This is a genomic window from Streptomyces sp. S465, assembly GCF_026898115.1.
GTDB lineage: Bacteria > Actinomycetota > Actinomycetes > Streptomycetales > Streptomycetaceae > Streptomyces > Streptomyces luomodiensis.
On sequence record NZ_CP114036.1, the window covers coordinates 7,381,718 to 7,396,334 of the forward strand.

Genomic DNA, 14,617 nt, shown 5'->3' on the forward strand with positions numbered 1-14,617 from the left:
ACAGACCCCTGGGTGGGGGACGGCACACACCGCGCCCCCACCCCGCTTTGTCCTGCCCGTGGATGAAGAGCCACCCGCTTTATGTCAAAGGGGTTTCCGGACCGGACAAACCCCGCTACGGTCCTTGATATGTACCGGTCACCCAGGGACCCCTCTCCCCGGACCGGTCACCCCGGCGCGACGGCGCGCGCCTGTGCCAGTCACGGCGGCCTGACGGCCCGCCCGTACACCCCCTCTTTCCACGGAGGATCAGCGTGCACAGGAAAAGGCTTCGACTGCGCGGGCCCCTCGCGCTCGTCACGAGCGGACTGCTCGTCGGCGCGGGGCTCGCGTTCACCGCTCCACCGGCGGGCGCGGACCAACCCGCCCCGGTAGCGGAGGAGTTCCAGCAGGTCACCCTCGCCAAGGGGGTGGAGGAGACCGGCGAGCCCATGACGCTCGCCGTACTGCCGGACCGCTCGGTCCTGCACACCTCGCGCGACGGCACCCTGTGGCTGACCGACGAGGGCGGCGACACCAAGGTGTCCGGCAAGCTCCCGGTCTACACCCACGACGAGGAGGGGCTCCAGGGCGTCGGCATCGACCCCGGCTTCAGCGAGAACCGCGCCATCTACCTCTACTACGCGCCCCCGCTCGACACCCCGGCCGGTGACGCCCCCGACGAGGGCACGGACGCCGACTTCGCGACGTTCGACGGCGTCAACCGGCTCTCCCGCTTCACCCTGGAAACCGATGGCACCCTGGACCTGACCAGCGAGAAGAAGGTCCTCGACGTCCCCGCCTCACGCGGCACCTGCTGCCACGTCGGCGGCGACATCGACTTCGACGCCGACGGCAACCTGTACCTCTCCACCGGCGACGACACCAACCCGTTCGCCTCCGACGGCTTCAGCCCGATCGACGACCGGGAAGGCCGCAACCCCGCCTACGACGCCCGGCGCTCCGCGGGCAACAGCAACGACCTGCGCGGCAAGATCCTGCGGATCAAGGTGGCCGACGACGGCTCGTACACCGTCCCGGAGGGCAACCTCTTCCCGCCCGGCACCGAGAAGACCCGGCCCGAGATCTACGCGATGGGCTTCCGCAACCCCTTCCGGATCAGCGTCGACAAGCCCACCGGCACGGTCTACGTCGGCGACTACGGCCCGGACGCGGGCGCCGCCGACCCGAACCGCGGACCGGGCGGCGCGGTGGAGTTCGCACGGGTGACCAAGCCCGGCAACTACGGCTGGCCGTACTGCATCGCCGACAACAAGCCCTACCGGGACTACGACTTCGCCACCGGCACCTCCGGCGACACCTTCGACTGCGCCGCGCCCGAGAACACCTCGCGGTACAACACCGGGCTCACCGAGCTGCCGCCCGCCCAGCCCGCCTGGATCCCGTACGACAACGACTCCGTGCCCGAGTTCGGCTCCGGCTCCGAGTCGCCCATGGCCGGGCCGGTCTACCGCTACGACGCCTCGCTCGACTCCCCGGTGAAGTTCCCCGAGAGCTACGACGGGAACTTCTTCGCGGGCGAGTTCGGCCGCCAGTGGATCAAGCGGATCGAGCAGGGCGACGACGGCGCCGTACAGAAGATCAACGACTTCCCGTGGAGCGGCACCCAGGTCATGGACTCGGCCTTCGGCCCGGACGGCGCGCTGTACGTCCTCGACTACGGGCTGGGCTACTTCAACGGGGACGAGCACTCCGCGCTCTACCGCATCGAGAACGCCACCGACGGCCACTCGCCCATCGCCGAGGCGAGCGCCGACCGCACCTCCGGCAAGGCGCCCATGAAGGTCGCCTTCTCCTCCGCGGGCACCTCCGACGCCGACGGCGACACCCTCAGCTACCACTGGGACTTCGGCGACGGCGTGACCTCCGCCGCCACCAACCCCACCCACACGTACAAGAAGAACGGCACCTTCACCGCGACGCTCACCGTCAAGGACCCCACCGGCCGCACCGCCGCCGCCAACGTGCACCTGACGGTCGGCAACACCGCGCCCACGGTGACGCTGCGACTGCCCGCCGACGGCCAGCTGTTCAGCTTCGGCGACGAGGTTCCGTTCAAGGTCACGGTGACCGACCCGGAGGACCGGACCATCGACTGCGCCAAGGTCAAGATCACCTACATCCTCGGCCACGACAGCCACGGCCACCCCGTCACCTCGGCAGGCGGCTGCTCCGGCACCATCAAGACCAACGCCGACGGTGAGCACGACCCCAACGCCAACATCTTCGGGGTCTTCGACGCCGAGTACACCGACGGCGGCGGGGGCGGCCAGCCCCCGCTGACCACCCATGACCAGAGCATCGTCCAGCCCAAGCACCGGCAGGCCGAGCACTACGGCGACGGCGAAGGCGTCTCGGTGGTCTCCCACGCCCCGGCCAACGGCGGCAAGACGGTCGGCGACATCCACAACGGCGACTGGATCTCCTTCACCCCCTACGTCCTGGGCAACGCCAAGGACTTCACCGCACGGGTCTCCTCGGCGGGCACGGGCGGCACGCTCGAAATCCGCACCGGGTCCGCGACCGGACGGCTGCTCGGCACCGTCACCGTCCCGGTGACCGGCGACTGGGAGACCTTCCAGGACGTCAAGACCACGCTGCGGAACCCCCCGGCCCGCAGCACCACGCTCTGCCTCGTCTTCAAGGGCGGTGAGGGAGCCCTCTTCGACGTGGACGACTTCACGATCGGCACCACCGGCTGACGACCGGGGCCGGGGGCGGCCGCGCAGGCCGCCCCCGGCCCGGAGGAAGGAGCACGACGGATATGCATCCGCACCCTTCTCCGCAACGCAGACCCCACCCAGCCTCCGACCTAGGGTCTCTATCGGACCCCGACTCCGGCCCCGGCCCGGGACCTGACTCCGGGTCCGGCTCCGGCCCGGGGCCCGGCTCCGGGTCCGGTTCCGGCCAGGGGCCCGGCTCCGGGTCCGGCTCCGGCCAGGGGCCCGGCTCCGGGTCCGGCTCCGGGTTCGGTTCCGGGGCCGCCGCCGGATCCCGTTCCGGGTCCGACTCCCGATCCCGCCTCGGGTCCGGCTCCGGGTTCGGCTCCGGGCCCCGCCTCGGGTTCCGTCCGGGACCCGACTCCGGGTCCGGCTCCGGGGCCGATGCCGGGTCCCGCCTCGGGTCCCGTCCGGGACCCGACTCCGGGTCCGGCTCCGGGGCTGACGCCGGGTCCCGCCTCGGGTTCCGTCCGGGACCCGCCCCCGGGCCTGGCTCCGGGGCCGACTCCGGGTCCCGCCTCGTACCCGGCTCCGGGCGTCGCTTCGGGCCCCACCTCGGGTTCCGTCCGGGACCCGCCCCCGGGCCTGGCTCCGGGGCCGACTCCGGGTCCCGCCTCGTGCCCGGCTCCGGGCGTCGCTTCGGGCGTCGCCGCGGGGCCCCGCGTGGGGCGCGCCTTGCTGCCGTCGGGGCTGCCCTGCTGCTCGCCCTGACGGCCCTGCCCGCCACCATGTCCCGGGCCGCCGCCGCCTCGGACCCGTCCGGCCGGGTGCTGGTGTTCTCCAAGACGGCCGGCTTCCGCCATGACTCGATCCCCGAGGGCATCGCCGCCGTCGAGGAACTCGGCGAGCAGGGCGGCTTCGCCGTGGACGCCACCGAGGACGCCGCCGCCTTCACCCGCGCCAACCTGGCCCGCTACGACGCCGTCGTCTTCCTCTCCACGACCGGCGACGTCCTGGACACCGCCCAGCAGGCCGCGTTCGAGCGCTATGTGCGGGCGGGCGGCGGCTACGTCGGTGTCCACGCGGCCGCCGACACCGAATACGACTGGCCCTTCTACGAGGGCCTCGTCGGCGCGTACTTCCGGTCCCACCCCGCGATCCAGCAGGCCACCGTGGGCGTCGAGGACCATGCCCACCCCGCGACCGCGCACCTGGGGCGGACGTGGGAGCGGACCGACGAGTGGTACGACTACCGGACCAACCCCCGGGAGCGGGTGCGGGTCCTCGCCACGCTCGACGAGTCCTCGTACCAGGGCGGCGGGATGGGGGAGGACCACCCCATCTCCTGGTGCCAGGAATACCGCGGCGGCCGCGCCTTCTACACCGGCTTCGGCCACACCAAGGAGTCCTACGCCGACCCGGCCTTCCGGCAGCACCTGCTCGGCGGCATCCGCTACGCCACCGGCGCCGCGCACGCCGACTGCCGCCCCGAGCGGGGCTACCGCCCGCTCTTCGACGGCACCTCGACGGACGGCTGGCAGCAGGCGGGCCCGGGGTCCTTCACCCTCGACACGTCGGCCGGCACGCTCACCTCGACGGGCGGCATGGGCCTGCTCTGGTACCAGGCGCGCGAGCTGCGCTCGTACTCGCTCAAGCTCGACTGGAAGCTGACAGGCGACAGCAACTCCGGCGTCTTCGTGGGCTTCCCGGCCTCCGACGACCCCTGGTCGGCGGTCGACAACGGCTACGAGGTGCAGATCGACGCCACGGACACCCCCGACCGCACCACCGGGTCGGTCTACGGCTTCCAGTCCGCGGACCTCGCCAAGCGGGACGCGGCGCTGAACCCGCCGGGGGAGTGGAACACGTACGAGATCCGTGTGCAGGACGAACGGCTGCGGATCTGGCTCAACGGCGTGAAGATCAACGACTTCACCAACCGGGACCCGGCGCGCAGCCTGCGACAGGGCTACGTCGGTATCCAGAACCACGGGGAGGGGGACGAGGTCTCCTTCCGCGACATCCGCGTCAAGGACCTGCCGGCGAAGGGCGGCGGCCACCACGACCGCTAGGCGCTACGACCACTAGGCCACCACGACCGCTGGGTCACCACCACCGCTGGGCGCCCCGGTCCGCCGCCCCGACGGCCCGAGGGGAGCCGTGGGGGCGGCGTGGCGGCGGGAAGGAGTACGCCGCCTCCTCCCCGCCGCCACCCAAGCCGCCCCACAGGGGCCGGGGCCCGACGGCCCCGACCACCCGGCCTCCGCCCTGGGGCCCGGGGGGCGGCGACCTCGTCCCGAGACCCGGCGCCGCACCCGCACCCCCGCCGCCGCGTCCAGCGCAGCGCATCGCAGCGCTTCGCGTCCGCGGCGCCCGAACCACCTGCGCAACCCACGCCCACCCGGGAGGCAGCCAGTGACCACCCGCCCCGACGACATCACCCCACCCCGCGACGCACCCCGTACGGGGGTCTGGCTCATCGGCGCTCGCGGTTCCGTCGCCACCACCGCCGTGGCCGGCTGTGCCGCCGTCGCCGGGGGGTTGCAGCCGGCGACCGGCATGGTCACCGAGACCCCGCCGTTCGCGGACAGCGGCCTTCCCGCGCTCGCCGACCTCGTCTTCGGCGGCCATGACACCGCCGCGACCCCGCTGCCCAAGCGGGCCGAGGCGCTGGCCGCCGACGGGGTGCTGCCGCATGGGCTGCCCGCCGCCGTACGCGCCGAACTCGTCGCCGCCGACGCGGCCGTCCGCCCCGGCGGGCCGCAGCCCGGCGACGGCCGCGGTGCGGAGGAGCTGATCGCGGCCTTCGCGGCCGACCTCACCGACTTCCGCCGTACGCACGGGCTGGCCCGCGCCGTCGTCGTCAACGTCGCGTCCACCGAAGCGGCCCCGGCGGACGCCGACGCCCTGCCGCCCAGCTCCCTCTACGCCGCCGCCGCGCTGCGCGCCGGGTGCCCGTACGTCAACTTCACCCCCTCCACCGGTCTCCACCACCCCCGGTTGCGCGAGCCCGCCCGCCGCTCCGGTCTGCCGTACGCGGGGCGCGACGGCAAGACCGGGCAGACGCTGCTGCGGTCCGTACTCGCGCCGATGTTCGCGCAGCGGGCACTGGCCGTACGGGCCTGGTCCGGTACGAACCTCCTCGGCGGCGGCGACGGCGCCGCCCTCGCCGACCCGGGCGCCGCGGCGGCCAAGAACGCGGGCAAGGCGCGGGTCCTCTCCGACAGCCTCGGCGAACTCCCCGACGGCGAGCTGCACATCGACAACGTGCCCGCGCTCGGCGACTGGAAGACCGCCTGGGACCATGTCGCCTTCGACGGCTTCCTCGGCTCCCGGATGATCCTCCAGACCATCTGGCAGGGCTGCGACTCGGCCCTCGCCGCACCGCTCGTCCTCGATCTGGCCCGGCTGACCGCCCGCGCCCATGAGCTGGGCCTGGCCGGGCCGCTCCCTGAACTCGGCTTCTACTTCAAGGACCCGGACGGCGGCCCGCCCGCGCTCGCGGACCAGTACGCGGCGCTCGTCGGCTTCGCCGAGCGGCTGCGGGGGCGGTCATGACGCGGGCGGTGGGGACCTGGGGGGACTGGGCCGAACTGCTGCGCGTATCGGCCCTGTTCACCGTCCCCGGTGACGCCCTGGCAGGCGCGGCCGCGGCCGGCCGCGGCCCCAACCGGGGCACGGCGCTCGCGGTCTGCGCGTCGCTGTGTCTGTACGAGGCGGGCATGGCGCTCAACGACTGGGCGGACCGGGACGTGGACGCCGTGGAACGCCCCGGCCGCCCACTGCCGTCGGGCCGTATCGCCCCGGTCGCGGCGCTGACCGCCGCGACCGGGCTGACCGCCGCCGGACTGGCCTGCGCCGCCGCCGCGGGCCGCCCGGCCCTCGCCACGGCTACGGCCCTGGCGGGCACGGTGTGGGCGTACGACCTGGGGCTGAAGAACACCCCCGCGGGCCCGCCCGCCATGGCCGCGACCCGCGCGCTCGACCTCCTACTCGGCGCCACGGCCTCCGCCGGTCACCTGCGCCCGGCCCTGCGTCCGGCCGTCCTCCTGGGCGCCCACACCCTCGCGGTGACCACGGTCTCCCGGCGGGAGGCGGTCGGCGGCTCCTCGACGGCGCCCCTCGGCGCACTCGCGGCGGCAGCGGCGATCGCCTGGACCGCCACCCGTCACCCACCCCGCCCCGCCGCAACCCCGACCGGCGCGGGACCCGACCGCGTAGTGGGCCGCCACGCGGCGGTCGCGGCCGCACCCGGGGCCACCGCGCCGGAGCGTGGCCCGGCTGCCGGTGTCGCCGTCAGCCGGGCGCTCGCTCGCCTGCTGAGCCAGGGTGCGGGGAAGGCGCGGCGTGGTGGCCCGTCGGGGGGACTCGCCGAGGTCGTCCTGGTGGCCCCCGCCCCCATGAGGGGCAGCCCACCGGGTGGGCGGCGGACCGCCCGTCGCCCCTCCGTGGGACCCGACCGCGTAGTGGGCCGCTCCGCGGCGGTCGCGGCCGCGGCAGGGGTCGGCAGCGCGGTTGGCCGGAGAATCGCTCGTGCGGGGGGCCAGGGTGCGCGGGCGCGGCGTGGTGGCCCGTCGGGGCGACTCGCCGGGGTCGTCCTGGCGGCCCCCGCCCCCATGAGGGGCAGCCCACCGGGTGGGCGGCGGACCGCCCGTCGCCCCTCCGTGGGACCCGACCGCGTAGTGGGCCGCTCCGCGGTGGTCGCGGCCGCGGCAGGCGTCGGCAGCGCGGTTGGCCGGAGAATCGCTCGTGCGGGGGGCCAGGACGCGCAGTCGCGGCGGGGCGGCCCGTCGGGGCGACTCGCCGGGGCCGCCGTGGCGGGCATGGCCACCGGCGTGGCCAAGCGACATGCGGTGGCCACAGCCCGCACCGGGCGCGGTGGCTCACCGGCGGGGTGGCCCGCCCGGCGGGCCACCCCGGGCGCGCGCGCTTGGCACCGCACGCGATCGACGAGCCGCTTCGCGGCCGTCGCGGGGGCCGTACTCGCCGGGGGGTACGTCGCCACGGTCGCCCGGCCGTTGGCGCACGCCGCGCTCAACCCCTCCCCGTACCTCCTCCAGCGCGCCGTCGGCAGTGGCATCCGCGCGACGATCCCGCTTCAGGCCGTACTCGCCTCCCGCGCCGGGGCGCACCGTACGGCCGCCGGACTGCTCGCGCTCGTACCCGTCGCCCGCCGGCTGGCGAGAAAGGTGAGCGCGACATGAGCCGCCCCACCCCGGAAACCCTCCGCTTCGCCTACGGCACCAACGGTCTGACCGACCTCCGCCTGACCGACGCCCTCGCGCTGCTCGCCGACCTCGGCTACGACGGCGTCTCGCTGACCCTCGACCACATGCACCTCGACCCACTCGCCCCGGACCTCGCCTCCCGCACCCGCCGCGTCGCGCGCGACCTCGGGCGGCTCGGCCTCGGTGTCGCGATCGAGACCGGCGCCCGGTACGTCCTCGACGCCCGGCGCAAGCACCACCCCACCCTTCTCGACCCGGACCCCGAGGCCCGCGGCGCCCGCGTCGATCTGCTGCTGACGGCCGTCCGGGTGGCCGCCGACCTCGGGGCGCCGGCCGTGCACTGCTTCAGCGGAGTGCTGCCACCCGGTGAGTCGGAGCGGACGGCGTGGCGGCGGCTGGCGGACGCCATCGGGCCGGTGACCGACGCCGCCGGGGCGGCGGGCGTGGCCCTGGCGATCGAGCCGGAGCCGGGGCATCTCCTCGCCGACCTCGCCGGATTCCACCGGCTGCGCACGGCGCTCGGCGACCCGGCGGCCCTCGGCCTCACCCTCGACATCGGCCACTGCCAGTGCCTGGAACCGGCCCCGCCCGCCGAGTGCGTCCGCACGGCGGCGCCGTGGGTGCGGCATGTACAGATCGAGGACATGCGGCGCGGGGTCCATGAGCATCTGCCCTTCGGCGACGGAGAGATCGACTTCCCGCCCGTGCTGGAGGCGCTGCGCGCCACGGGCTACCGGGGGCTCGTCGGCGTCGAACTGCCTCGCCATTCACACGCCGGTCCCGAACTGGCCCGCACCTCCCTGCGCTTCCTCCGGGACGCCGAACGGGCCGCGATCGAGGGAGGCGTCCGGTGCTGACCCCGAGGGAACTGCGCGCCACGGTGGAGAAGCGCCTGGACGAGGCCGGACGCGCCTGGCTGGACCGGGCCCTGACGGAAGCCGTGAAAGCGGCGCACACCGGCCCGCAGCCCGGCGCTTCGGGTCCCGCCCGCTGGGAGCTGGACTTCGCCTCCGCCGGCCGCCACGTCCGCCCCACACATGCCCGGCAGGCCGGGAACACGCAGCGGCCCGAAGGCACCCCCGAGACCTGCGAGGCTCGCGACGCACGTGGGGCCCCGGGCGCTCGCGAGGCCTCGGGTGTCCGTGAGGTCTTGGGTGCCCCGGAGGTGCCGGGTGCCCCCGAGGTGCCGGGCGCTTGCGATGCCAGCGAGGCTCGCGACGCGCGTGAGGCCCCGGGCACTTGCGATGCCCCGGGCGTCCGTGAGGCCCTGGGTGCCCCCGAGGTGCCGGGTGCCCCCGAGGCCCCGGGCGCTCGCGATGCCAGCGAGGCTCGCGACGCGCGTGAGGTCCCGGGCGCTCGCGAGGCCCCGGGCGCTCGCGATGTCAGCGGGGCGCGCGATGTGCGTGAGGCCCGCGTGGCCCCGGACGCCCGCGAAGCCCACGGCAGCCGCGGACCCCACGGCGCCCGAGAGGCCCGAGACGCCGGGGCGGCACCGGATCTCCCCGACGCCGTCCGCGTCCTGCTCCTGCACGCCGCCAACGTGGACGCTCGTACAGCCGTGAGGCTGTACGCGCACGGCACCGGTGCCGAGCGCCGCGCCGTGCTCCTCGCGCTGCCGTATCTACGTATCGACGGGGCGGACGCCGTCCCCCTCGTCGAGGACGCCCTGCGGACCAACGACACCCGGCTCGTGGCGGCCGCCGTCGGCCCGTACGCCGCCCGCCACCTCTCCCCGCACAGCTGGCGGCAGGCCGTGCTGAAGTGCCTGTTCACCGGCGTCCCGCTGACCGCCGTCGCCGACTGGGAGCGCCGTGCGCGCGGCGACGCCGAGCTGGCCCGCATGCTCACCGACTACGCCCGCGAGCGCACCGCCGCCGGCCGCCCCGTACCCGGCGACCTCGACCCCGTACTGGCCCGGACCCGCGCCCCGCTCGGCGAGGAGCCCCTGACCCGAGCCCTGCCCCGCGAAGAGCCCCTGACCCGAGCCCTGTCCCGAGAGGCGTCCCTGCCCCGCGCCGTGTCCCGCGAGGAGTCCTGATGCGCATCTTCGATCCCCACATCCATATGACCTCCCGCACCACCGACGACTACGAGGCCATGTACGCCGCGGGGGTGCGCGCCGTCGTCGAGCCGTCCTTCTGGCTCGGGCAGCCCCGCACCTCGCCCGCCAGCTTCTACGACTACTTCGACTCCCTCCTCGGCTGGGAGCCCTTCCGGGCCGCCCAGCACGGCATCGCCCACCACTGCACCCTGGCCCTCAACCCCAAGGAGGCCAACGACCAGCGCTGCGTCCCCGTCCTGGACGAGCTGCCGCGCTACCTCGTCAAGGACGGCGTCGTGGCCGTGGGCGAGATCGGCTACGACTCGATGACCCCCGCCGAGGACGCCGCCCTCGCCGCCCAGCTCCAGCTCGCCGCCGAGCACGGTCTGCCCGCCCTCGTCCACACCCCGCACCGCGACAAGCTCGCCGGTCTGCGGCGCACCCTCGACGTCGTCCGGGAGTCCGCGCTGCCCCCCGACCGCGTCCTGGTCGACCACCTCAACGAGACCACCGTCGAAGAGGCCAAGGACAGCGGCTGCTGGCTGGGCTTCTCCGTCTATCCGGACACCAAGATGGACGAGGAGCGGATGGTCGCGATCCTGCGCGCGTACGGGCCCGAGCGGGTGCTGGTCAACTCCGCCGCCGACTGGGGGCGGAGCGATCCGCTCAAGACCCGCAAGGTCGGTGACCTGATGCGCGCCGAGGGTTTCGCCGAGGACGACATCGACCTGGTGTTGTGGCGCAATCCGGTCGCGTTCTACGGGCTCAGCGGCCGTCTGGACCTGGACCTCGACAGCGAGGAGACCGCGGCCACCGCCACCCACGAGGGCAACTCCATCCTGCGCGGCGGCGCCCCGGCCACCCCGGCCCCCTCGACCCCGGCCACCCCGGCAACCCCGGTCACCCCAGCAGCCGCCGCGTCGACGGGACGGTGAGTACCCCATGCGCTTCCGCCACCCCGACGGCTCCACCGTCCACCTCGCGTACTGCACCAACGTCCACCCCGCCGAGGACCTCGGCGGCGTCCTGGAGCAACTGAAACTGCACTGCGAACCAGTGCGCCGCCGCCTGGGCCGCGACCGGCTCGGCATCGGCCTGTGGCTGGCCCGCGAGGCCGCCCGCGCCCTCAGCGCCGATCCCGCCGAACTGCGCCGGCTGCGCACCGCGCTGGACACCCGTGGCCTGGAGGTGGTCACCCTCAACGGCTTCCCCTACCAGGGGTTCGGCGCCCAGGAGGTCAAGTACCGCGTCTACACACCGGACTGGACCGACCCGGAGCGGCTGGAGCACACCACCCACCTGGCCCGGCTGCTGGCCGCGCTGCTGCCCGACGACATCGCCGACGGCTCCGTCTCCACCCTGCCGCTGGCCTGGCGCACCCCCTTCGACGCCGACCGGGCCCGCACCGCCCGCCGCCACCTCACCACCCTCGCCCAGCGGCTCGACGCCATCCAGGAGCTCACCGGGCGCTCCGTCCGCATCGGCCTGGAGCCCGAGCCCGGCTGCACCGTCGAGACGACCGCGCAGGCCATCGAGGCGCTCACCGGGCCCGGCGGTCCGCCCCTGGAGCGCATCGGCGTCTGCCTGGACACCTGCCATCTCGCGACGCAGTTCGAGGATCCGCACGCGGCCGTCGACGCGCTCACCGCCGCCGGGGTCCCCGTCGTCAAGGCGCAACTGTCCGCCGCGCTGCACGCCGAGGACCCGGGCCGGCCCGCCGTACGGGAAGCCCTCGCGGCCTTCGCCGAGCCCCGCTTCCTCCACCAGACCCGCACCCGGGCCGCCGAAGGCGGCGTCCACGGCACCGACGACCTCGACCAGGCGCTGGCCGGCGGGCTCGACGACACCGCGCCCTGGCGGTCCCACTTCCACGTGCCGCTGCACGCCCCGCCCGAGCCCCCGCTCACCTCCACCCTCCCCGTGCTCGCCGACGCCCTCGCCCGCCTCGTCGGCGGGCCCGCCCCGCTGACCCGCCACCTGGAGGTGGAGACCTACACCTGGCAGGCGCTCCCGTCCGAGCTGCGGCCCCGCACCCGCGACCGGCTCGCCGACGGCATCGCCGCCGAACTGGCCCTCGCCCGCGATCTGCTCACCGACCTCGGCCTCAAGGAGCTGCCATGAGCGACAGGAGCGACGTGAACGCTGACCTGGGCCACGTCAGCGACGCGCGCACCGGACCACGCCCGACCCCCCTCCTCGTCCTCGACGTCGTCGGGCTCACCCCACGCCTGCTGGACCACATGCCGCGCCTCAAAGCGCTCGCCCGGTCCGGCTCGCACGCGGCGCTGGGCACCGTACTGCCCGCCGTCACCTGCGCCGCCCAGTCGACGTTCCTCACCGGCACCACCCCCGCCGAGCACGGCATCGTCGGCAACGGCTGGTACTTCCGCGAGCTGGGCGAGGTGCTGTTGTGGCGGCAGCACAACGGGCTCGTCGGCGGCGACAAGCTGTGGGACGCCGCCCGCCGTGTCCACCCGGGCTACACCGTGGCCAACGTCTGCTGGTGGTACGCGATGGGTTCGGACACCGACATCACCGTCACCCCGCGCCCCGTCTACTACGCCGACGGCCGCAAGGAGCCGGACTGCTACACCCGGCCCCCCGAACTGCACGACGAGCTCACCGAGAAGTTCGGCACCTTCCCCCTCTTCCACTTCTGGGGCCCCGGTGCCGACCTGGTCTCCTCGCGGTGGATCATCGACGCCACCCGCCACATCCTGCGCACCCGCCCCACCGATCTGGTCCTGGCCTACCTTCCGCACCTGGACTACGACCTCCAGCGGTACGGCCCCGACGATCCCCGCGCCCACACCGCCGCCGCCGAGCTCGACGCCGCCCTCGGCCCGCTGCTCGACGACGCCACCGCCCGCGGCCGCACCGTCGTCGCGCTGTCCGAATACGGCATCACCCGGGTCTCCCGGCCCGTGGACATCAACCGGGCGCTGCGCCGCGCCGGGCTGCTGGAGGTGCACACCCAGGACGGCATGGAGTATCTGGACCCCGGCGCCTCCCGGGCCTTCGCGGTCGCCGACCACCAGCTGGCCCATGTGTACGTGCGCCGCGCCGAGGACCTCGACGCCACCCGCACCGCCCTGGCCGGTGTCCCGGGGATCGCCGAACTCCTCGACGACGCGGGCAAGAAGGCCCACGGCCTGGACCATCCCCGCTCCGGGGAGCTGGTCGCGGTCGCCGCGCCGGACGCCTGGTTCACGTACTACTACTGGCTCGACGACGCCCGCGCCCCCGACTTCGCCCAGCTGGTGGAGATCCACCGCAAGCCCGGCTACGACCCGGCCGAGCTGTTCATGGACCCCAAGGACCCCTATGTGCGGGTGCGGGCCGCCACCGCGCTGGCCCGCAAGAAGACCGGGATGCGCTACCGCATGGCCGTCGTCCCGCTCGACCCCGCCCCGGTGCGCGGCAGCCACGGCCGCCTCCCGGACCGCGACGAGGACGGGCCCGTCCTGCTCTGCTCCCGGCCCGGCGCGGTCGGCGGCCGGGTGGCCGCCACCGATGTGAAGACCCTGCTCCTCCGACTCGCCGGCCTGACGAACCCGACCCCAGGAGACACCCCGTGAAGAGCGCCCACGACCACCCCGAACTGGCCGAGACCCTCCGCCGCCGCAGATTCCTCGGCGTCGCCGCGGGCGCCACGGCCGCCACCCTGCTCGGCACGGCCACGGCCACGGCCACCGAGAACACCGCCACCGGGAACACCGCCTCGGGAAAAGCCGCCGCCGAGAACACCACTGCCGCCCAGCGCGGCCGGGGCGGTCCGCTGGTGCCCCGCGGCCATCTCGGCATCCAGCTCTACACCCTCCGCGACCAGGTGCAGTCCATCGGCTTCGCCCGGGTCTTCCAGGAGCTGGCCCGGTACGGCTACGACCAGGTGGAGTTCGCCGGATACACCCAGGGGTCGGCGGGCGCCATCACCCTGGGGCAGCTGAAGCGGCTGATGCGGGACCACGGGCTGCGCGGTATCGGCAGCCACGTCGGCTACTACTCCGACGATCCGAAGGCGTACACCTTCGCCACCAACCTCACCCAGGTGCTCGACGACGCCGAGGCGCTGGGCCTGCCGAACGTGGGCACCGCCTCGGGGCCCTGGCGCTACGGCACCACGGTGGACGGCTGGAAGCGCTGTGCGGAGGAGTTCAACACCTACGGCGCGGCGGCCAAGGCGCGCGGACTGAAGTTCTACCAGCACAACCACGCCGAGGAGTTCTCCTTCGCCACCGACCGGCCGGACGTCCGGCTCTACGACGTGCTGCTCGCCGAGACCGACCCGGAGCTGGTCCACCTGGAGATGGACATCTACTGGGCGTACGTGGCCCAGTACCGCTTCGGCAGGAAGGCCGACGGCTCCCCGGCGCCCTTCGAGCCGCTGGACTACGTGGTGCGCGCCCCGCACCGCTATCCGCTCTTCCACGTGAAGGACGGCGAACACGACGAGACCGTCCCCGACGGCTACCGGATGGTGGACGTCGGGGACGGTGACATCGACTACCGCCGTTTCCTGACCGCGGTCGGCAGGACCCATGGCGGGCGCCGTGACCACCACTGGATGGTGGAGCACGACCAGCCCGCCGATTCGCTCACCACCGCCCGCCGCTCGGCCCGCTACCTGCGGTCGCTGCGGTGCGGCGGACGGGGCTGAGCGAGGGCCCTGTCACCGGTCTCCGGGGACG

The 14,617-nt window shown here is 74.6% G+C and carries 9 protein-coding genes and 1 pseudogene; all 10 read left to right on the forward strand.

Annotated features, from left to right (window positions below):
• Positions 1–254 precede the first annotated feature (254 nt).
• The 10 genes and pseudogenes from N6H00_RS31230 (at position 255) to N6H00_RS31275 (ending at position 14,586) form a co-directional block, all read left to right on the forward strand.
• Entirely contained in the window at positions 255–2,702 is a 2,448-nt protein-coding gene (locus N6H00_RS31230) for a PQQ-dependent sugar dehydrogenase (protein WP_268975175.1), read from the forward strand.
• A 746-nt stretch (positions 2,703–3,448) separates the two neighbouring features.
• Positions 3,449–4,732 (forward strand): ThuA domain-containing protein, encoded by a 1,284-nt coding sequence (locus N6H00_RS31235; RefSeq protein ID WP_268977185.1) that lies wholly within the window; start codon positions 3,449–3,451, stop codon positions 4,730–4,732.
• Positions 4,733–5,075: 343 nt separating this feature from the next.
• Positions 5,076–6,218 (forward strand): inositol-3-phosphate synthase, encoded by a 1,143-nt coding sequence (locus tag N6H00_RS31240; protein WP_443073093.1) that lies wholly within the window; start codon positions 5,076–5,078, stop codon positions 6,216–6,218.
• Positions 6,215–7,054 (forward strand): annotated as a pseudogene (locus N6H00_RS40615) (SCO3242 family prenyltransferase); the annotation flags it as partial. The gene N6H00_RS31240 and the pseudogene N6H00_RS40615, both read left to right, overlap by 4 nt.
• Positions 7,055–7,860: 806 nt before the next feature.
• The gene (locus tag N6H00_RS31250) at positions 7,861–8,745 is read left to right on the forward strand and encodes a sugar phosphate isomerase/epimerase family protein (protein ID WP_268975177.1); all 885 of its coding nucleotides are present in this window, start codon (positions 7,861–7,863) and stop codon (positions 8,743–8,745) included.
• A gap of 410 nt (positions 8,746–9,155) precedes the next feature.
• The gene (locus N6H00_RS31255; protein WP_268977186.1) at positions 9,156–9,926 is read left to right on the forward strand and encodes an EboA domain-containing protein; all 771 of its coding nucleotides are present in this window, start codon (positions 9,156–9,158) and stop codon (positions 9,924–9,926) included.
• Entirely contained in the window at positions 9,926–10,864 is a 939-nt protein-coding gene (locus N6H00_RS31260) for a TatD family hydrolase (RefSeq protein ID WP_268975178.1), read from the forward strand. Before N6H00_RS31255 ends, N6H00_RS31260 begins: the two co-directional genes overlap by 1 nt.
• Before the next feature lie 7 nt (positions 10,865–10,871).
• Positions 10,872–12,050 carry a metabolite traffic protein EboE gene (eboE, locus tag N6H00_RS31265; protein ID WP_268975179.1) on the forward strand — a complete coding sequence of 393 codons (1,179 nt, stop codon included), beginning with the start codon at positions 10,872–10,874 and terminating at the stop codon, positions 12,048–12,050.
• Positions 12,047–13,507, forward strand: coding sequence for a nucleotide pyrophosphatase/phosphodiesterase family protein (locus tag N6H00_RS31270; protein WP_268975180.1), 1,461 nt, complete (start codon positions 12,047–12,049; stop codon positions 13,505–13,507). The genes eboE and N6H00_RS31270 overlap by 4 nt, the downstream gene beginning before the upstream one ends.
• Positions 13,504–14,586, forward strand: coding sequence for a sugar phosphate isomerase/epimerase family protein (locus tag N6H00_RS31275; RefSeq protein ID WP_268975181.1), 1,083 nt, complete (start codon positions 13,504–13,506; stop codon positions 14,584–14,586). The genes N6H00_RS31270 and N6H00_RS31275 overlap by 4 nt, the downstream gene beginning before the upstream one ends.
• Positions 14,587–14,617 lie beyond the last annotated feature (31 nt).